This window comes from Stakelama pacifica, assembly GCF_004361835.1.
GTDB classification, from domain to species: Bacteria; Pseudomonadota; Alphaproteobacteria; order Sphingomonadales; family Sphingomonadaceae; genus Sphingomonas; species Sphingomonas pacifica.
Genome location: NZ_SNWD01000004.1, coordinates 171,969 through 192,051, shown reverse-complemented (window position 1 = coordinate 192,051; position 20,083 = coordinate 171,969). Strand labels below are relative to the sequence as shown.

The following is a 20,083-nucleotide window of genomic DNA, read 5'->3' as shown; positions in this document are numbered from 1 at the left end:
CCTCTACCGCTTCGCTTCGCCGGGTTGAAGCCGTCATATCCGCCTTGCGGGGTGACGCGGATACGAACCATCCCTATCTTGCGCTCGACAATGACCAGAAAAGAACAACCGCCCGGCTTGCCAACGCGCCAGCAAATTCTTGATTTCATAAGCGATTCCGACCAACCGGCGGGAAAGCGCGAGATTGCGCGCGCTTTCGGGATCAAGGGGCAGGAAAAGATCGCGCTCAAAAAATTGCTGCGCGACATGGGCGATGAAGGGCTGATCGACAGCGCGCCGGGCCGCGCCTTTCACAAAATGGGCGGACTGCCCAAAGTGACGGTGCTGCGCATCGTCGATGTGGATGAAGGCGGTAATGTCTGGGCCGAGCCTGAGCGCTGGGAAGCCGAGGACGCACCGCCGCCCCGGCTTCGCGTGCGCGAGCGGTCGAAAAGCGGGGCGCTGGGCGTCGGCGATCGCATCCTCTCGCGCACCGAAGAAGCGGGGAAGGGCTGGCTCGCGCATCCGATGAAGAAGCTGCAGCGCGGGGCCGAACCGCTGATGGGCGTGCTGCACGAAGAGGGCGGCAAATTCTGGCTGAAGGGGCTGGAGAAAAAGGAAAAGCGGGACTTTCCCGTGTCGGACACCGGCGGGGCGCAGGCGGGCGATCTGGTGATGGCGGAAAAGGCCGGGCGACCGCCGCGCATTACCGCGAAAGTGGTGCAGCGACTGGGTGATCCGTTCGAGGCGAAGAGCTTTTCGCTGATCGCGATCCACAAACACGAAATCCCGCATATCTTCGGCGAGGACGTGCTGGAAGAGGCGGAGCGCGTCGCGAAGCAGCCGCTTGGCCAGTTCGTGCCGATGGGACAGGCGGCAACGGCTTCCAAAGAAAAAGGCTGGCAGGGGCGGGAGGATCTGCGCGCGCTTCCGATCGTCGCGATCGATCCGGCCGATGCGCGCGACCATGACGATGCCGTCTGGGCCACGCCTGACGACGATCCGGCCAATAAGGGCGGGTGGAAAGCGATCGTCGCGATCGCCGATGTCAGCTTCTATGTCCGCCCCGGATCGGCGCTGGATCGCGAGGCGCGTCGGCGTGGCAACAGTGTCTATTTCCCGGATCGCGTCGTCCCGATGCTGCCCGAAACGCTGTCGGCGGATATTTGTTCGCTGAAAGAAGGCGAAGATCGCGCGGCGATGGCGTGCCACCTTACCATCGGCCCGGACGGCGCGATCAGGGCGTGGCGCTTCTCGCGGGCGGTGGTGCGGATCGCGGCGAATATAGCGTATGAGGATGCGCAGGCAGCGATCGATGCTGCGGAGGAGCAGACGTTGCCCCGGCGCAGCCCGGGGCCGCCGGAGGATAGCGACGCAACGGTTGCGGCAGACGCTGACGGCCCCGGCCTGCGCCGGCGCGACGGGCTCGGCGACCTCGTCGATACCGCGCTCAAACCGCTCTGGGATTGCTGGAAGGCGCTGTACGCGGCGCGGGAGCGGCGCGAGCCGCTTGACCTCGACATTCCCGAACGGCGGATCGTGCTCGATGAAAAGGGCCGCATCATGTCGGTCGCGCCGCGCGAACGGCTGGACGCGCACAAGCTGATCGAGGATTATATGATCGCCGCCAATGTCGCGGCCGCAAAGGCGCTGGAGGCAAAGAAAGCGCCGGTCATGTACCGCATCCACGAAACGCCGAGCCGCGAAAAGCTGGTCGCGCTTCAGGATTATCTCAAGACTTTCGATGTGGAATTCGCGCTGGGGCAGGTCATCAAACCGGCTACCTTCAACCGCGTGCTCGACCGGGTCGGCGATGCCGATTTCCGGCCGCAGGTGATGGAGCAGGTGCTGCGCAGCCAGACCCAGGCCTATTATGGTCCGGCCAATCACGGCCATTTCGGGTTGAGCCTTGGCAGCTATGCGCATTTCACCTCGCCCATTCGCCGCTATGCCGATCTTATCGTGCATCGCTCGCTGGTCGCTGCCTATGACCTTGGCCCCGGCGCGCTGAGCGCCGAGGATGCGGCGAATATGGAGCGGGTGGGCGAGACGATCTCTTCGCTCGAACGCCGCGCGATGGAGGCGGAGCGCGACACGGTCGACCGCTATGTCGCGGCTTATCTGTCCGAACATGTCGGCAAGGTGATGGAGACGCGGATCACCGGCGTGCAGAGCTTCGGCTTTTTCGCGACCGTCGACGGGATCGGCGGCGACGGACTGGTCCCGGCGCGCGACCTTGGCACCGAATATTTCCGCTATGACGAAACGAGCCACAGCCTGATCGGCGATCATAGCGGTGAGCGCTTCACGCTGGGCCAACGGTTGCCGCTGAAACTGGTCGAGGCCAATCCGGTATCGGGCGCGCTTCGCTTTGAACTGCCCGACGGCAAGGGATCGGCGGGCGGCGGCGAATTCCGCCATAAGGGCAAGCCCAAGCGGATCGTCAAACGGCGCGGCCGTCCCGGCAATATCCGGCATCAGGGCAAGAAACGATGAGCATCTTCCCCGAATCCACGCGGCTGCGCGTCGTTCAGCCGCTGCTCGCCCGACACGCTTTGTCGCCGGACGATGCCGAGCCGGTGAAGATCGCCAATGCCGAGGAGCGCGAGGCGCTCGATTATCTCATCGCGCACGGCATTGTTGGCGAGGGCGCGCCGGGCCGTTATTATGTCCATGTCGCGGCGCTCGATGCCGATATCGCAGCAACGCGTCGACGCCGTGCGTGGATCTGGCTCGGCATCGCTGTCGCCATCGCGCTGGCGGCGATCCTTTTCTATCGCTGACCCGACGGAACGAGACGGCGACCATGCGCTTTTTGTTGGCAACCCTTTAAGCAACGAAGGAGGGACATTCATGTCCACACCCCGCGATATCGTGATCCGCCGCCGCAAGGAGATCATTGCCCATTTCATGCGTCAGGACGCGGTCGCGCGCGACCGGGCGGTCACTTATGAGCCCGATCGCCCGCTCGATCGCCGCATCTTCGAACGGATGCGCGCGCGCGGAATCGTCAAGCAGGACAATGCGGGCGGCTTTTACATCGACGTGCCGCATTACAAGAAATTCCGCCGCCGTCGGGTTCGCCGCATCGGCCTTGCCGCCGCACTCGGTGCCGGCGCGATCGCCGCGACGATCGCTGCGGTCAAGCAATCCTCGCTACTCGATCGGGATTAGTCGCCTATTGCAGTGCGCCTGAAGCACTGAGCAAATCGTCATCGCGAGGAGCGAAGCGACGAAGCGATCCAGAGTATTGGTGCATACCGCTTCTGGATTGCCGCGCCTTCGAGGCTCGCAATGACGATGATGTGACGCGAACCTGTCGAAATGACGTTTCATCAGGCAAAAGGGCGGTGGCTTCACCCACCGCCCTTTTTTGCGTCAGGCGACCGTGAAGCTCAGCCCCGCATTGGCCTCCAGCCGATGCTTCAGCGCTTCGGGCATCAGCGCGCCCGCTGTCCAGATGCCGCCGGTCTTCGGCGCTTCACGGGCGAGGCAGATTGCCGCTTCGGTGATCATCTTCGACGTGGAGCCATAGCCGGGATCGCGGTCGCCCTTCACCGTCGCGGTGATCGTTTCGCCATGTTCGCACAGCGCGACGAACAGCAGTTCATAATAGCCCGCCTCGCGTTCCTCGCGGCTCGGCCCTTCGCCCTGTTTCGGGCCGTCCTCGCCGCCCATCCGGTTCATCTTCGCAACCGCTTCTGCCGCTGCCTTTCCGACTTCGCCGAGGCCCGGCACCATCATCATCTCGTCATAGCGGAAATCCGCGCCATAGGGCATGCCTGACAGGAAATTGGTGCGATGGACGTTCTTGGTATTGATGATCGCCATCACGAAAGGCGCGACCCACGCCCCGACGCTGTCGTCATGATACGGCACCAGCCCTTTCGGCTGATCCGCGCCCTTATGGCCGGGGGTCAGCGCGAAGGGATCGGTCATCAGGCGAAAGATCGCCGGGTCTTTCGCGCCCGCCGCCATGGTCGCCTTCATGCTCGCTGCGGTGCCGCCCGAAAAGGTGCCCTTCATCGCTTTCACCCGGCCCCTGACCTGGGGTGCGGGCGCGCCGGTGCGTTCGCGGGCGGCGCGCTGCACTGCCCAGACGCCAAGGTCGAAGGGAATCGAATCGAAGCCGCACGAAAAGACGATTCGCGCGCCGCTTGCCTTCGCTGCCGCTTCGTGCCGGTCGATCATTGCGCGCATCCAGTTGGGTTCGCCGCACAGATCGACATAGCCAGTGCCGGTCGCGACACAGGCAGCGACGAGATCGGAGCCGTGAAGCTGATAGGGGCCGACCGTGCTCAGCACGACCTCAGCACGCTTCACCATCGCGGTAAGCGAAGCCGGGTCATCGGCATTGGCGGTAATCAGCGCGGTCTCGGCGGGGGCACCGATTTCGGCCCGCACGCTTTCCAGCTTGCTGAGCGAGCGTCCGGCCAGCGCCCATCGGACGCTGCCATCGGCATAGTGACGGCTCAGATATTCGGCGACGAGCTTTCCGGTATAGCCGGTCGCGCCATAGACGATGATATCGAATTCCCGGTCGGCCATCAGTCTCTCTCCTTCGGATTCGGGCCGCTTATCCGGCCTCGTTGAATTGCAGGCTGGCAAGGCGGGAATAGAGGCCGCCCAGCGCGGTCAGCTCGCCATGGGTGCCGGTTTCGACGATTCTTCCTTCATCCATCACCACGATCCGCTTTGCCGCGCGTACCGTGGCAAGGCGGTGCGCGATGACCAGCGTGGTGCGGTTCGCCATCAGCCGTTCGAGCGCATCCTGCACCAGCCGCTCGCTTTCGGCATCGAGCGCGCTGGTCGCTTCGTCGAGCAGCAGGATCGGCGCATCGCGCAGCAGCGCGCGGGCGATCGCGATCCGCTGCCGCTGCCCGCCCGAGAGCCGCGCGCCGCCTTCGCCCAGAAAGGTGTCGAGACCGTCGGGAAGCGCGCGCAGGAAATCGGCGGCGTTGGCGGCTTCGGCTGCGCGCCAGATTTCGTCGTCGCTCGCCTCCCATTTGCCGTAGCGCAGATTGTCGCGCGCAGAGGCTGCAAACATCACCGTTTCCTGCGGCACCATCGCGATCCGAGCGCGGGTGGCGGCGGGATCGGCGCTGGCGAGCGGCACCCGGTCGAGGCTGACGGTCCCGCTTTCCGGATCGTAGAAACGCTGGAGCAGCGCGAAGAGCGTCGATTTGCCCGCGCCCGACGGGCCGACCAGCGCCACCGTTTCCCCGCTTTCGACATGCAGCGTGAAATCGCGCAGCGCCGCGACTTCGGGGCGAGTCGGGTAATGAAAGGTGACATGGTCGAACGCGATTTCGCCCAGCGGCGGGCTGGGCAGCGGCACCGGATTGGCAGGCGCGGCGATATCCGGCTGTTCGACGAGCAATTCGGCCATGCGAGCGGCGGCGCCCGATGCGCGCAGCAGATCGCCATAGACTTCGATCAGCGCGGCGAACGACCCCGTGACCAGCCCGGCGGTCAGCACGAACGCGGTGATTTCGCCGCCGGTGATCCGCCCGCTCGCGACGCCTGCCACGGCATCCCACATGATGAGCGTGATCGCGCCGAACAGCAAGGCGATGACGCAGGCAGTCATGACGGCGCGCAGCGCGAAGCGGCGTTTGGAGGTGGCAAATACCGCTTCGACGGCGTCGCGGAAGCGGCTGCGCTCGCGCTGCTCCTGTCCGAACGCCTGAACGATCCGCATCGCGCCCAGCGTTTCGGACACCATCGACCCGACATCGGCGATCCGGTCCTGCGTCGAGCGCGACAGATTGCGGACCTTGCCGCCCAGCCAGAGGATCGGCAGCACGACCAGCGGGATGCCGATGATCAGGAACAAGGCGATACGCGGGGCGAGCACGAACAGATAGATGACGCCCAGCACCCCGACGAGGAAATTGCGCAGCGCGATCGAAATCGTGCTCCCCACCACCTGTTCGACGATCGCAGTGTCGGAGGTGAGGCGCGATGCGATTTCGGACGGGCGGTTCACCTCGAACCATTTGGGGGGCAGGCGCAGCAGATTGTCGTGCACCGCGACGCGCATATCGGCGGTGGTGCGCTCGGCGAGCCAGGAGACGAAATAGAAGCGCCCCGCCGTCGCCACCGCCAGCACGCCGACCACCACCAGCAGCATTTCGAAATAGGGCCGGATCGCGGCGGTATCGTTCCCGCCGGCAAAGCCCCGATCGACCACCAGCCGGAAGGTGAAGGGAATCGACATGGTCGCCCCCGCCGCGATCAGCAGCGATATCAGCGCGAGCGCGAGTCGCCCCTTATAGGGCGCGGTAAAACGCCAGACGATCGCGAGATTGCTCAGTTTGCGTTCAGGCGCAGCGGTTAGTTTCGCGGGCGGAGCGGTTTCGATTTCGGCCATGATGGTCATGGGGTTAGCCGCATTATCGTTACGGTAAAACTGCAATGCGCGACTTTAACCCGATCCTCGCGTCCTGAGCGCAACATTGCGGCCCATAATGAGCACGCTATAAGTGCCGCACACGGCGATTAGCCGCAGCCCCGCCGGGACCGGGGCGGATAAAGGAATTTTATGCTGTACGACGCCTATGAGATGCAACGATCGCTGCTCGCCGGAGCCAGCGCATGGGCCAATTTCGGGGCCGGAATGCTCTCGAATCCGGCCAACCCCTTCGCCTATTTCGGCGGCGGCCCGGTATTGGCGAGCGCGCTGGAAGTCTTTGCCCATGCGGCCGAACCACGCGGCAAGCCCGATTTCGGGCTGAAAGAAACGGTAATCGACGGCAAGAGTGTGGCGGTGCGCGAGGAAATCGCGCTGCGCAAGGCGTTCGGGCAGCTCAAACATTTCGTTCGTGAAGGCGTGGAAGGCGGCCCGAAGCTGCTGATCGTCGCGCCGATGTCGGGCCATTTCGCGACCTTGCTGCGCGGCACGGTCGAACGGATGCTGCCCTTTGCCGATGTCTATATCACAGACTGGCGCGATGCGAAGATGGTGCCGCTGTCCGACGGCGAGTTCGACCTTGACGATTATGTCGATTATCTGATCGAATTCATGGCTAAGATCGGGGAAGAAGGCGATCCGCGCGCGCATATGCTCGCCGTGTGTCAGCCCTCGGTGCCCTGCTATGCTGCAACGGCGGTGATGGGCGGACAGAAACATCCCAACCGGCCGCGCACCCTGACCATGATGGGCGGCCCGATCGACACGCGCGAAGCGCCGACGGCGGTGAATACGGTTGCGACCGAACGCCCGCTCGCCTGGTTCGAACAGAATGTCATTGCGACGGTGCCGATGCTCTATCCCGGCGCGGGGCGTAAAGTGTATCCCGGCTTTCTGCAGCTTGCAGGGTTCATGACGATGAATCTGGGCAATCACCTGATGAGCCACTGGGAGATGTTCAAACATCTGGTACAGGGCGATGAAGAAAGCGCCGATGCAACCCGGTCTTTCTATGATGAATATCGCTCGGTCTGCGACATGACCGCCGAATTCTATCTCCAGACGGTCGAGCTGGTGTTCCAGACGCACGCGCTGCCCAAGGGCGAAATGTGCCATCGCGGCCAGCTGGTGAAGCCGTCCGACATCACCGACACCGCGCTGATGGCGGTCGAGGGCGAGCGCGACGATATTTCAGGGCTGGGCCAGACCAAAGCGGCGCTGACGCTCGCCGACAAGCTGCCCGACGCGATGAAGCAATATTATATGGCGGAAGGCGCGGGCCATTACGGCATTTTCAACGGGTCGAAATGGCGCAACCGCGTCGCGCCGAAGCTGGAAGACTGGATCAGCAAGCATTCCGCCTGAACGGCACCGTCTTTTGCAGCGAATCAAGCGGGGGCGCTCCGGGATGGGGCGCCCCTTTTTGCGCAAGGAACAGGTGGCGGACGAGCTCGGCCTGCTGCTCCAGCCCATAAGCGGTGAAGGGACGCTCCGCCTCGAACCGATAGGCATAGCGGCAAAAGGGATGGCGCATCAGCGGCAGGTAGAAGCGCCCCTTTGTCTGCGCCTGCCAGATATGCGTCATTTCGTGCAGGAACAGGCTTTGAAGCGATAGGTCGGCCGCCGCGAAATCGTCGCGATACAGCCCGCCTTCGGGGTGAAAATGGATGCAGCCGGTCGGTGCCATCACCACGTTGCGCGGCTGGAAGAACGCCCATTTGCGGTCAGCGATGCGCGCCGCGCCATAATCCAGGGCATCCCCGAAAATGCTTTGCGCCAGCCGGATTTCACCGGGGGTGAGGGGGCGGCGGTCGCGCTTCGTCATTTGCCGAACATCCGCGTTTCGGCCAGCCGACACAAGGGATTGCGCTTGGCGGCGCGGCCCATAAGGGTGGCGCTGCAATCAGGGGAAGCAAATGACGATCAAAGTGGAACTGGGCGACGCCCGCGTGCTGGCGCCGGGTAAATGGCGCTGGCTGCGCGCGCTGGCGTGGATGGCGTTGCTCGCGGTGGTGACGGTGTTCGCCTTCGGCCTTGTCGCAGGGGGCCTGATCGGGGTTGCGGCAAGCCGGGCAGGCGTCGGGCCGGGCGCGGTCGATCCGACGATCACGCTGCTCGGCACGCTGTTGGGCGCGCTGGTCGGGCCGGCGCTCTATGCCGCGCTGGTCGGATGGGGCGAGAAACGGCGCGCGTCCGAGCTTCGCCTGCGTTTCTTTCCGGTCGAGGTAGCGGCGGGACTGGTCATCGGCGCGGTGATGATGGCGGTGACGGTTGCGATCGCATGGGGCGCGGGCTGGATGCGGGTCGAGACCGCGCCGGTCCGGTCAGTGATCGGCGCGCTCAACGATACCGTGCAGTCGGGCGTGATGGAGGAAGTGCTGTTCCGCCTCATCATCCTGCGGCTGTTGTGGCGCGCGTTCGGGGCATGGCCCGCGCTCGGCCTGTCGGCGCTGATCTTCGGGCTGGTGCATCTGCCCAATCCGAACGCCGATCTGTTTTCCGCGCTGTGCATCGCGGTGGAGGCAGGCGTGATGCTCGCGACCTTTTACATTCTGACCGGGCGGGCATGGCTGTCGATCGGCGTCCATGCCGGATGGAATTTCACGCAAGGGTGGGTTTTCGGCGCAGCCGTTTCGGGGACGAGCGGCTTTGCAGGCGGCCCGCTGGTCACGCGTCCGGCCGAGGGCGTCGCAAGCTGGCTGTCAGGCGGTGCATTCGGGCCGGAAGCATCGATCGCCGGGCTGATCGTCGGCGGCGGAGTGGGGGCGTATATGCTGCGGCTCTGCCACCAGCGTGGGCGGCTGGGGTGATGTGGGACGTTTCCGTTGTAGGCTCGAAAGAAGCAATCTGTCAGTTAATGACTATTGGCCGACGCCCCTTGTCTCCGGATTATCTGACAAACTGAGGTCATTATAACCGCCTATACGATTACAAGTATCCCCATATGCGACTAGCCTTAGACCTCTAACGCGTAAGGCTCGATCCTAGCCGTGCCGTGTTCTTTATCAAGGAAAAGGAAAGCGCACTCTGCGTGCGTAGTCTCGCGGCCAAGGGAGCAGTGTAGTCTGGTGGTGCCTCCCTCAAGCAGAATCATGTGCCCCGCCAATAAATTCCACAGCTTCTCTTTTGCTCGGGTAATTGCAATAAAATCGACCGCATTGGTCCGCTTCAGGTATTTTTTCATTGAAGTCCTATGTAAATGATCACCTGAGCGAGCCCAAAGGGTTTCGACTTCGCGTCGAGTCATCATGTGACCGACTCCCACATCATCAAAATATATATTATTTTCGTCGATACGGTTCATCTGCGAAGGCGTAGGAAAGAAGTTAGGATAGCTTAGCTCTAGCGCCCTAAAAATTTCTGTCGGACTATATACGTCGCGAAACGCCCTGTGGGTCTCAAAATCTCCTTGGGCAGCCAAGCATGCAATAGCCAAGCATTCGCAGGATAGGCGAAGCTGCAAATAGCAGCACTCGCTTATGACGAGATCTGCAAAGCTTGTATCCATTATCGCTTCAATTGACTGAATGCGAACGCGAAGCTCGTGCATCGCGTTAATATACACATCTGCTCTGTCGCGAATCGATTTCGGGTAGTTTGGAGCCATTCCAGAACGATACGTGGACATAGCGGGGGCGCCTAGATCTGCCGATCCCCCATCGGAAGCCGTTCGTCCGACTGCCGCCCCCGCGGCTATCACGTCATTGGCAGACGTATATTCTGTCTCCACCTATTCCGATGCATCCTCGCCCGCCGCGACGACGTGAGCGGTGGTTTTGACGGCCGCCCCGCTCGCCAGCGTCAGCGTCATCGGAACGTTCGCGCCCGGCCGCACATCAGCACCGATATCGAACAGCATCACATGTTTGGCGCCCGGCGCGAATTTCACGGTTCCGCCTGCGGCAAGCCGCACCGATTTCAGCGCCTGCATCGTCATCATTCCGGCATCGTTCTTCATGCTCTCATGCAGTTCGCTGCGCGCCGCCGCCGGGGTCGAAACCCCGACCAGCGCATCATCGCTCTTCCCGCCGGTAAGCGTGAAATAGGCGGCGCCGGGGCGGCCGGGCACGGCGGGGAGGCGGATCCATGCATCGCTCGCCTGCGGCTCGGCCGGGGCGGTGTGACAGGCGGCGAGCGTTACGCTCATCAAAACCAGCGGAACCACACGCATTCTTTTGCTCTCCCATTGCCGATCGCGCTTTTGCGCCGCGCTGAACCGAGCCTAAGGCGGGGTCGATCTTGCGGCAAGCGAAGCGCCACCTATATCGCTGACGCAACATTGGTTCCGCTGCCGATCTCGCGGGACGGAACCATGTACCATGATTGATTGAACCAACCGGGGGCCACAAGAGGGACTATGGCTAAAGTAATTGGTATTGATCTCGGCACGACGAATAGCTGCGTTGCAGTTATGGAGGGCGGCAAGCCCAAAGTGATCGAGAATGCAGAAGGCGCGCGTACCACGCCTTCGATCGTCGCATTCGCCAAGGATGGGGAGCGACTGATCGGTCAGCCGGCAAAGCGTCAGGCGGTGACCAACCCCGACAATACGGTTTTCGCGGTTAAGCGTCTGATCGGCCGTCGTTTCGACGATCCCGTCACGAAAAAGGACACCGAACTGGTGCCCTATCCGATCGTGAAGGGTCAGAATGGCGATGCATGGGTCCGCGTCGGCGGCGAGGATTACAGCCCGTCGCAGATCAGCGCCTTCACGCTGCAGAAGATGAAGGAAACGGCGGAAAGCTATCTCGGCGAAAAGGTCGAGCAGGCGGTTATCACCGTTCCGGCGTACTTCAACGACGCCCAGCGTCAGGCGACCAAGGATGCGGGACGCATCGCTGGCCTTGAAGTGCTGCGCATCATCAACGAGCCGACGGCGGCAGCGCTTGCTTACGGCCTTGAGAAGAATGACGGCAAGACCATCGCGGTCTATGACCTTGGCGGCGGCACGTTCGACATCTCGATCCTTGAGATCGGCGACGGCGTGTTCGAAGTGAAGGCGACCAACGGTGACACCTTCCTGGGCGGTGAGGATTTCGACTCCAAGATCGTTCAGTATCTCGCCGACGAGTTCAAAAAGGCCGAGGGCATCGACCTTACCAAGGACAAGCTGGCGCTGCAGCGGCTGAAGGAAGCGGCGGAAAAGGCGAAGATCGAGCTGAGCTCGGCGCAGACGACCGAGGTCAACCTGCCCTTCATCACCGCAGACCAGAACGGCCCGAAGCATCTGGTCAAGCAGATCAGCCGGTCGGACCTGGAACGTCTGGTCGATGACCTGATCCAGCGCACGCTCGAACCCTGCAAAAAGGCTTTGGCCGATGCAGGCGTGAAGTCGGCCGAGATCGACGAAGTCGTGATGGTCGGCGGCATGACCCGGATGCCCAAGGTGCGCAGCGTCGTGAAGGATTTCTTCGGTAAGGAACCCCATACCGGTGTGAACCCCGACGAAGTCGTCGCGATCGGTGCTGCCATTCAGGCAGGCGTGCTGCAGGGCGATGTCAAGGACGTGCTCCTGCTCGACGTGACCCCGCTGAGCCTCGGCATCGAAACGCTGGGCGGCATCATGACCAAGATGATCGACCGCAATACGACGATCCCGACCAAGAAGTCGCAGACCTATTCGACTGCCGATGACAATCAGCAGGCGGTGACGATCCGCGTCTTCCAGGGCGAGCGCGAGATGGCGCAGGACAACAAGCTGCTCGGCCAGTTCGATCTTGTCGGCATCCCGCCCGCACCGCGCGGTGTGCCGCAGATCGAGGTCACGTTCGATATCGACGCCAACGGCATCGTGAACGTGTCGGCGAAGGACAAGGGCACCGGCAAGGAGCAGCAGATCCGCATTCAGGCATCGGGCGGTCTGTCCGATTCCGACATCGAACAGATGGTTCAGGATGCAGAGAAGTTCGCCGAAGAGGACAAGAAGCGCCGTGAAGGTGCAGAGGCGAAGAACAACGCCGAAAGCCTTGTCCACACCACCGAACGTCAGCTGGCCGACAATGGCGACAAGGTCGATGCTTCGCTGAAGAGCGAGATCGAAGCTGCCATTGCCGAGACCAAGAGTGCGATCGAGGGCGGTGACCCCGAAGCGATGAAGGCGAAATCGGAAGCGCTTGCTCAGGTCGCGATGAAGCTGGGTCAGGCGATTTACGAGAAGCAGCAGGCCGAAGGCGGCGACGCGGCAAATGCCGACGCCGGTGCTACGGCTGAGGGTGGCAAGGACGAAGAAGTCGTCGACGCCGAATTCTCCGAAGTCGACGACAGCAAGTCGTAAGGACCGTGTCGCGGCTCTTAGCTCGGCGAAAGTACGAAGGGGGTGGGCGCAAACCCGCCCCCTTTATCACGGGCCGGGATAAGCGCCGCCTTGCGGACGGGAAACTATGACTGAAGTCGATTATTACGAATTGCTCGGCTGTTCGCGCGATGCGGATCAGGGGACGATCAAGACATCCTATCGCAAGATGGCGATGAAATATCACCCCGACCGGACCGGCGGATGCCAGGAAAGCGAAGCGAAGTTCAAGGCGGTGAGCGAAGCTTATGAGGTCCTGAAGGACCCTCAGAAGCGCGCCGCCTATGACCGTATGGGCCATGCCGCGTTCAAACAAGGCATGGGCGGCGGCGCCGGGGGCGGGGCCGATCCGGGCTTCGGCGCATTCAGCGATATTTTCGAAAGCGTCTTCGGCGAATTCATGGGCGGTCGCGGCGGCGGCGGACGGCGTCAGGCGCGCCGTGGTGCCGATCTTCGCTACGACATGGAAATCTCGCTCGCTGACGCATTTACCGGCAAATCGACCGAGATCACGGTCGATGTCTCGGGCATTTGCGAAAAATGCGACGGGTCGGGCGCGAAGCCGGGCACTGCGCCCAAACCCTGTCACACCTGCGGCGGCGCGGGCGCGGTTCGCGTACAGCAGGGCTTTTTCGTCGTCGAGCGTGCCTGCCCCACCTGCCATGGCGCGGGGCAGATCATCGCCGATCCCTGTCCCGAATGCCGGGGCGAGGGCCGGGTCGATCAGACCAAGACGCTGACCGTCAACATCCCGCCGGGGGTGGACGAGGGCACACGCATTCGCCTGTCGGGCGAGGGTGAGGCGGGCGCGCGCGGTGCGCCGGCCGGTGACCTCTATATCTTCCTCCATATCGCGCGCCATTCGCTGTTCACGCGCGAAGGCACGACGCTGCACGCGCATATGCCGATCAGCTTCACCACCGCAGCGCTGGGCGGCGATATCGAACTGCCCGGCATCGATGGCGAGACGATCAGCGTGAAGGTACCCTCCGGCACGCAGCCGGGCCGCGAGATTCGTCAGCGCGGCGCCGGTATGCCGGTGCTGCAGGGACGCGGGCGCGGGGATCTGGTCGTGCATCTGGAGGTCGAGATGCCGCGCAAATTGTCATCACGGCAGCGCGAAATCCTCGAATCCTTCCGCGAGACAGAGACGGGCGAGGAATGCCCGCAATCGACGGGCTTTTTCGCCAAGCTGAAACAGGCAATGGGCGCCTGATCCCGGACCCTGTGATGTAAAAGGAAACGGCGGCGCAGCGATGCGTCGCCGTTTTTTGATGGGAATCTTACCGGATCAGACCGGCCTGCGATAACTCCGTCGCATTGCCTCGATCGTCATCGCGAGGGGCGCAGCGACGAAGCGGTCCGGTGATACGCAGGCCGCTCTGGATTGCTGCGCCCCTTCCGGGGCTCGCAATGACGATCGCGCGGCAGGTTCGTATCGACCCGGCCCGATCAATCCCTGTCGATCACATCCGCCAGCAACCGGCCCATATTCGCCGCGGTATAGGGCTTTTGCAGGATCGGCGCGCTGCGATGCTCGTCGGGCGCGACGAATTGCTCGCCATAGCCGGTCGCGAAAATATAGGGCACGTCCTTCTTCCGCAGCGCATCGGCGATCGGCAGGCTGGTCTCGCTGCCCAGATTGACGTCGAGTACCGCAAGCCGGAATTCGGCATTGTCGATTTCGCGCAGCGCAGGCGCAACGCCCGCCGCGATCGACACCCGTTCGGCCCCCAGCTGCAGCAGGATATCCTCTGCATCCATGGCGATGATCAGGCTGTCCTCGACCAGCAGGATATGGCCCGACAATATCGCCGGATCGCCCGGCTGGGGACGCTGCACGGGAGGCGCGGCGGGTGCGGCATAATCTTCGACGCCGCCGCTGGCCTCTGCCGCGACATAGCGGGCGGGGATGCAGAAATCGGCCTCCATGCCGGTCAGCGGAAAGCGGATATCGGCGCTGCCGCCCAGATCATAGGGGATCGAGCGTTCGATGATGGTGGTGCCGAAGCCCTTTCGGCGCGGCGGCTGCACCGCGGGGCCGCCACGTTCGCGCCACTGGATGAAACAATCGCCATCCTCGTCCAGACGCAGCGTGATGGTGAGCGAGCCATTGTCCGACAGCGCGCCATATTTCGCCGAATTGGTCATCAGTTCGTGCAGCACCAGCGCCAGCGTCGAAAAGGCATGGGGGTGGAGCAGCACCGTCGGCCCCTCGACCTTCACCCGGTTCGCCTTGCCCGCCAGATAGGCCGCCGCCTCGGTCTCGATCAGGCGGCGGAGCGGGGCGGGGGACCAGTTGTCCTGCGTAATCTGGTCGTGCGCGCGCGCCAGACTTTCGATCCGGCCCTCCAGCAGCTTGATATAGCTCGAAAGATCGGTGCCGGTGTCGTGGCTCTGACGCACCAGCCCGCGAATGAGGCTGAGGATGTTGCGCACCCGGTGGTTGAGCTCGGCGATCAGCAATTCCTGCCGCTCGGACGCGCGCTGCCGCTCGGCCTGCGCATCGTCGGACAGGCGAAGCACCACTTCGATCAGCGAGGCGCGCAGCATCTCCGCCACGCGCAGTTCGGGCTCGGAAAAGGGTTCCGAGCGCCCGCGTACTTCCTCTGCCCAAAGCTCGAAGCTCTTGCGCGGGCTGAGCCGCGATCCGTTCGGGCCATAGCTTTCGATCTTGTGCGGATTGCCGCCCCAGGTGACGGTGCGCACCTTTTCCTGCCGGAACAGCAGCACATAATCGCGCGGGCGGCGCGAAATCGGGATGGCGAGCACGCCCGCGCCGACATCGGCATATTCCTCCGCCTGCGGCATCAGCCCGCTCAGATAATCGGTCGCATAGATGCGGCCCGCCGCCATCGCGTTCAGCCGCCGGGTCAGCGCGGGGATGAACGAAGCGGGTGGGGTGATGCCGCTGGTCGCGATCTTCCCGTCGATCGAAATGCCGATCCCGTCGCACGGCACCGTCTTACCCAGCATCGAGGCGAGCCAGTCGGGATTGTCGAGCAGTGTCGCATCGCCCGCGACGCTCGCCAGAATGCGGTCGCTGGTCGTGCGTGCGTCGATTTCGTACCGGGCAAGCGCCTTGCGCTCGCGGCTTTCGAGCTTCAGCGCGAACATCTGCCCGAACAGCTCGGCGATCGAGCGGCGCTCGAAATCCGGGCAGCGCGGTTCATAATGGTGGCACGCGAACAGCCCCCAAAGCTTGCCCTCGACGATGATCGAGATCGAAAGCGAGGCGGCGACGCCCATATTTTTAAGATATTCGATATGGATCGGCGACACCGATCGCAGCACCGACAGCGACAGGTCGAGCGGCTGTCCCTGTTCGTCGCGCTGCGGCACGATTTCCACCGGTTCGGCATCGACATCGGCGATGATCCGGAACGGCGTACGGATATAGAGGCGCCGCGCCTGTTGCGGAATGTCGCTGGCCGGATAGCGCAGGCCGTGGAACGATCCGATCCCCGATCGCGCCGCTTCGGCCATCACCGTTCCCGACCCGTCGCGGTCGAACTGATAGACCATGACTCGGTCGAACCCGGTCAGCGCGCGGATCTGGCGTGCGCCCTCGCGCAGAAATCCGGTGACTTCCTCGGTCGCATCGAGCCGGGTCATCATCGCCCGGATCGTACTCGCCGCATCGGCATTCGGAGTGTCGGCGGAGGGTTCGGCTTCCAGCACGATGGTGTCATCGGTCATATGGACCGCGAAATCGAACTTCTGCCCGCCGGTGCGCAGTTTCAGTCCGAATACGCGCTCCACCGCATCGGGGCCGCGCAGCAGCGTCAGGCGGTTGCGGATCGCGTGCAGCGTTTCCCCGTCGATATGATCCGAAAGCGGGGTGCCCAGAATATCCCCGGCCTCGACGCCCAGAAACCGGCTGACATTGGCCGATGCGCGCTGGACCAGCCAGTCGCTGGAAAGCGCGACCAGAAAACCGAACGGCTGAATCGCGCCCAGTTGATGAATGGGTTCGCGATCGCAGTTGGTGAGATCAACCTGAAAATCGGCCTGGGACACGCTTACTCTTTCGACAGCCAGTTTTTCCCGGCCTCCCCGAACCTCGCGAAGACCGCACGCGCGGACCCGATCGCGATCGTCAGTTTGGCGGGAGTATCAAGCACTTCGTCTAGCTGGAATAACAGTGCGCGCCAATGGCCCGCTGGTTGATCTGGATCAAGGTAGCGTGCCGGGAAATCGGCAGCCAGTTGGCGGGCAAGAAATCGTCCGCCGAGACGGGAGCCTTCGATCACATATAGTATACCGGCCATGGCGGCTTCACGATCCGCCGGGGTGTCAGCAAGAGAAACGGGGGCAGCGACTATGGCCGAAGGAATATCTCCGCCCATTTCCGCAAGATCGCTGCGCAGTGCATCGCCCCGTTTCCGTAGCGGCCAGTCGGTAAAGACCGACGCGGCATCGACAGCGTCGAGCGCTGCCTCAACCGGCAACAATGCTTCGGCATGGGCGGCGAGGAACCGGCGATAGCCATGGGCTGTTCCCAGGTCGAATCCGGCGAACAGCCCGTCGAGCCGTTCATGTTCCTCGCGCGTACCCTCTTTCAGCGCCTTGTGCGCGGGGTTCAGGCGAACACCCGATCGAAGATCGTGTCGACATGTTTGAAATGATAATCGAGGTCGAACTTCTCCTCGATCTCCTGTTCCGACAGCGCCGCGGTGACCTGCGGATCGGCCTTGAGCAATTCCATCAGCGACAATTCTCCGTCCGATTCCCATACCTTCATCGCGTTGCGCTGAACGATCGCGTAGGAATCCTCACGGCTGAGACCGGCCTGGGTAAGCGCAAGCAACACCCGCTGCGAATGCACAAGCCCGCCCATTCGATCCAGATTCTTCTGCATGCGCACGGGATAAACCACGAGCTTGTCGACAACGCCGGTAAGGCGCGCGAGCGCGAAGTCGAGCGTGATCGTCGCATCGGGGCCGATATAGCGTTCGACCGAAGAGTGCGAGATATCGCGCTCATGCCATAGCGCGACATTCTCCAGCGCCGGGGTGACATAGCCGCGCACCATGCGGGCAAGACCGGTGAGGTTTTCGGTCAGCACCGGGTTGCGCTTGTGCGGCATGGCCGACGAACCCTTTTGCCCGGGCGAGAAATATTCCTCCGCCTCCAGCACTTCGGTCCGCTGGAGATGGCGGATTTCGGTGGCGAGCCGCTCGATCGACGAGGCGATGACGCCCAGCACCGCGAAGAACATGGCATGGCGGTCGCGCGGAATGACCTGCGTGGAGATCGGCTCCGAGGTCAGGCCGAGCTTTTGCGCGACATGTTCCTGCACCTGCGGATTGATATTGGCATAGGTGCCGACCGCGCCCGAAATCGCACAGGTCGCAACATCGCGGCGGGCAGCAGCGAGGCGTTCGCGGTTGCGCTGAAACTCTGCATAGGCCTGCGCCAGTTTCAGGCCGAAGGTCACCGGCTCGGCATGGATGCCGTGGCTGCGCCCGATCGTCGGGGTCAGCTTATGCTCCATCGCGCGGCGCTTCAGTGCGGCGAGCAGCGCCTCGAGGTTCTTGTCGAGCAATTCCGCTGCCCGGTCGAGCTGCACGGCAAGGCAGGTGTCGAGCACGTCGGACGAGGTCATCCCCTGATGCAGGAAGCGCGCTTCGGGGCCGATCTTTTCGGATGCATAGGTCAGGAACGCGATAACGTCATGTTTGGTCACCGCTTCGATTGCGTCGATCTTCGCGACATCGATATTGTCGAGCGTGCCATTGTCGAGCGCTGCCATGATCGTGTCGGCGGCCGCTTTCGGGATCATCCCGACATCGCCCATCGCCTCTGCCGCATAGGCCTCGATCTCGAACCAGATGCGATATTTGCTTTCCGGCTCCCAGATCGCGGTCATGTCCGGGCGGGCGTAGCGGGGTACCATGGTCGTTTTCCTGAATATGAAATGAAGCAAAGCCGCTATCACCGCCGGTGCCATGCATCAATCGGGTTGCTGTTCCGCCGTTGCATGAATCCGTTGGTCGCCGGAATCGAACATAAGCGGGTCAAAACGGCGTAAATCTTCGATAAACCAAAGGTCTCTTGCGGATCGCCGGCACGGTTCGGCCCGTTCTTCTCATGCTTTCCCAGCCCAACCCCCCGAACCATTCGCGGGAAAGCGGAGCAGGAGACAGAATATGTTGAAGACCATTCTTTTCGCCAGCGCGATCACGATTGCAGCCCCCGCCATGGCGCAGACGGTGCCGCCGCAGGCAGGTGATCCGCAGACCCAGACGGGCCAGACCCCGCCTCAGGATCCCACCATGCCGCAGGATCAGACGGTCCCCGCCGATCCGACCACGCCCGATCATGATATGGCCCCGAACGGCGGCATGGACGATCAGGCAGCGCCCGAGGCGAGCGACGACGACACTACGGTCCCCACCGAACCGTCGGCCCAGCCCAAGACCGAGCCGATGCAGCAGGGAACGGATGACGGCGGCACCCCCGATCGTATCTGATCCCCTTAATGTCCTACGGATGTCCGGATGACCGTGCGTGGCGGTGATCCGGACCGGGGAACGGGTCGCCGGATTGCCGGCGGCCCGTTTTCCGTCACATCAGGCCCATGGCGCGCAGGCTGCTATGCCCCTGTGTGCCGATGATGATATGATCGTGCACCGCGATATTGAGGCGCTTTCCCGCCTCGGCAATGGCGCGGGTAATCTCGATATCGGCGCGGCTGGGCGACGGATCGCCCGAAGGATGGTTATGGACAAGGATGATCGCGGCCGAATTGAGGTCGATCGCGCGGCGAATGACTTCGCGGACATGCACCGGCGCTTCGTCGATCGATCCTTCGCCCATCACCTCATCACGGATCAGCATGTTGCGCGTGTTGAGGTGCAGCACGCGCACCCGCTCGATCGGGTGATGCGCCATTTCGGCGCGCAGATAATCGAGCAGCGCCTGCCAGTTGCTCAGCACCGGCCGCTCCGCCACCTCCGCGCGCAGCAACCGGATCGCGGCGGCGTGGACGATCTTGATTGCCGCGACCGACGTGTCGCCCATGCCCGATACCCGGCGGATCGCATCGCTGTCAGCGGTCAGCAGCCCGGCCAACCCGCCGAATTCGCGCAATAATGCCTTCGCCAGCGGCTTGGTATCCTTGCGCGGAATGGCGAGCGCGAGGAGATATTCGACCAGTTCATGGTCGAGCAGCGCATCGCCGCCATTGCCGAGCAGGCGCTCGCGCAGCCGCGCGCGGTGGCCGGCAGTGTCTTCGGCGGGAACGCTCATCGGGCCCGAGCATTACCGGCGGGCGAGGGGTTGCGCAATCATGCGCTTGACGTCGCGGGACGCTATGGCAACGGTGGCGGCGTGAGTGGTGGATTAGCAGTGTGACGGTGCGTCCAGAGGAAGAGCGCCAGGGGGAATCGCGGCGT

At 63.1% G+C, this 20,083-nt stretch carries 17 protein-coding genes; 8 read left to right on the top strand and 9 right to left on the bottom strand.

The genetic code is table 11. The annotated features are described in order from the left end of the window. Positions 1-90: 90 nt before the first annotated feature. The 3 genes from EV664_RS08450 (at position 91) to EV664_RS08440 (ending at position 3,153) form a co-directional block, all read left to right on the top strand. Positions 91-2,475 carry a ribonuclease R family protein gene (locus EV664_RS08450; RefSeq protein ID WP_133495248.1) on the top strand — a complete coding sequence of 795 codons (2,385 nt, stop codon included), beginning with the start codon at positions 91-93 and terminating at the stop codon, positions 2,473-2,475. Then, positions 2,472-2,762: a hypothetical protein gene (locus EV664_RS08445; protein ID WP_133495247.1), complete on the top strand. Its 291-nt coding sequence runs from the start codon at positions 2,472-2,474 to the stop codon at positions 2,760-2,762. Before EV664_RS08450 ends, EV664_RS08445 begins: the two co-directional genes overlap by 4 nt. A gap of 70 nt (positions 2,763-2,832) precedes the next feature. Beyond that, positions 2,833-3,153 carry a hypothetical protein gene (locus EV664_RS08440; protein WP_133495246.1) on the top strand — a complete coding sequence of 107 codons (321 nt, stop codon included), beginning with the start codon at positions 2,833-2,835 and terminating at the stop codon, positions 3,151-3,153. 204 nt (positions 3,154-3,357) lie between these two features. On the opposite strand, the gene EV664_RS08435 is transcribed toward EV664_RS08440, so the two are convergent. Together EV664_RS08435 and EV664_RS08430 are read right to left on the bottom strand one after the other, a co-directional pair. Beyond that, on the bottom strand, positions 3,358-4,527 hold the full coding sequence (locus EV664_RS08435) for a saccharopine dehydrogenase family protein (RefSeq protein ID WP_133495245.1): 1,170 nt from the start codon (positions 4,525-4,527) through the stop codon (positions 3,358-3,360). A 28-nt stretch (positions 4,528-4,555) separates the two neighbouring features. Continuing rightward, positions 4,556-6,352, bottom strand: coding sequence for an ABC transporter transmembrane domain-containing protein (locus EV664_RS08430; protein ID WP_133495356.1), 1,797 nt, complete (start codon positions 6,350-6,352; stop codon positions 4,556-4,558). 171 nt (positions 6,353-6,523) lie between these two features. Here EV664_RS08430 and EV664_RS08425 point away from each other — a divergent pair, with 171 nt between their 5' ends. Then, on the top strand, positions 6,524-7,756 hold the full coding sequence (locus EV664_RS08425) for a polyhydroxyalkanoate depolymerase (protein ID WP_133495244.1): 1,233 nt from the start codon (positions 6,524-6,526) through the stop codon (positions 7,754-7,756). On the opposite strand, the gene EV664_RS08420 is transcribed toward EV664_RS08425, so the two are convergent. After that, positions 7,737-8,216 (bottom strand): vgr related protein, encoded by a 480-nt coding sequence (locus EV664_RS08420; protein WP_133495243.1) that lies wholly within the window; start codon positions 8,214-8,216, stop codon positions 7,737-7,739. The genes EV664_RS08425 and EV664_RS08420 overlap by 20 nt on opposite strands. Positions 8,217-8,307: 91 nt before the next feature. On the opposite strand from EV664_RS08420, the gene EV664_RS08415 reads away from it, so the two are divergent. Beyond that, the gene (locus tag EV664_RS08415; protein WP_133495242.1) at positions 8,308-9,201 is read left to right on the top strand and encodes a CPBP family intramembrane glutamic endopeptidase; all 894 of its coding nucleotides are present in this window, start codon (positions 8,308-8,310) and stop codon (positions 9,199-9,201) included. Positions 9,202-9,347: 146 nt separating this feature from the next. Here EV664_RS08415 and EV664_RS08410 read toward each other — a convergent pair whose 3' ends face one another. Together EV664_RS08410 and EV664_RS08405 are read right to left on the bottom strand one after the other, a co-directional pair. Continuing rightward, on the bottom strand, positions 9,348-10,019 hold the full coding sequence (locus tag EV664_RS08410; RefSeq protein ID WP_133495241.1) for a hypothetical protein: 672 nt from the start codon (positions 10,017-10,019) through the stop codon (positions 9,348-9,350). Between the two features lie 102 nt (positions 10,020-10,121). Continuing rightward, positions 10,122-10,562, bottom strand: coding sequence for a copper chaperone PCu(A)C (locus EV664_RS08405; protein WP_133495240.1), 441 nt, complete (start codon positions 10,560-10,562; stop codon positions 10,122-10,124). A gap of 186 nt (positions 10,563-10,748) precedes the next feature. Between EV664_RS08405 and dnaK the strand changes: the two genes are divergently transcribed. After that, positions 10,749-12,665, top strand: coding sequence for a molecular chaperone DnaK (gene dnaK, locus EV664_RS08400; protein WP_133495239.1), 1,917 nt, complete (start codon positions 10,749-10,751; stop codon positions 12,663-12,665). Between the two features lie 106 nt (positions 12,666-12,771). Beyond that, positions 12,772-13,899, top strand: a complete 1,128-nt coding sequence (gene dnaJ, locus EV664_RS08395) for a molecular chaperone DnaJ (protein WP_133495238.1) — start codon at positions 12,772-12,774, stop codon at positions 13,897-13,899. 236 nt (positions 13,900-14,135) lie between these two features. On the opposite strand, the gene EV664_RS08390 is transcribed toward dnaJ, so the two are convergent. Genes EV664_RS08390 through purB form a run of 3 tightly spaced genes read right to left on the bottom strand, consistent with a single transcriptional unit; the run spans position 14,136 to position 18,582 of the window. Further along, positions 14,136-16,703: an HWE histidine kinase domain-containing protein gene (locus tag EV664_RS08390; protein ID WP_133495237.1), complete on the bottom strand. Its 2,568-nt coding sequence runs from the start codon at positions 16,701-16,703 to the stop codon at positions 14,136-14,138. 2 nt (positions 16,704-16,705) lie between these two features. Beyond that, positions 16,706-17,248, bottom strand: coding sequence for a biliverdin-producing heme oxygenase (locus EV664_RS19360; protein WP_268237645.1), 543 nt, complete (start codon positions 17,246-17,248; stop codon positions 16,706-16,708). A 17-nt stretch (positions 17,249-17,265) separates the two neighbouring features. Further along, positions 17,266-18,582, bottom strand: a complete 1,317-nt coding sequence (gene purB / locus EV664_RS08380) for an adenylosuccinate lyase (RefSeq protein ID WP_133495235.1) — start codon at positions 18,580-18,582, stop codon at positions 17,266-17,268. A gap of 253 nt (positions 18,583-18,835) precedes the next feature. On the opposite strand from purB, the gene EV664_RS08375 reads away from it, so the two are divergent. After that, positions 18,836-19,159 carry a hypothetical protein gene (locus EV664_RS08375; RefSeq protein WP_133495234.1) on the top strand — a complete coding sequence of 108 codons (324 nt, stop codon included), beginning with the start codon at positions 18,836-18,838 and terminating at the stop codon, positions 19,157-19,159. Positions 19,160-19,253: 94 nt separating this feature from the next. Here EV664_RS08375 and radC read toward each other — a convergent pair whose 3' ends face one another. Next, positions 19,254-19,937 carry a RadC family protein gene (radC, locus tag EV664_RS08370; protein WP_133495233.1) on the bottom strand — a complete coding sequence of 228 codons (684 nt, stop codon included), beginning with the start codon at positions 19,935-19,937 and terminating at the stop codon, positions 19,254-19,256. Positions 19,938-20,083 lie beyond the last annotated feature (146 nt).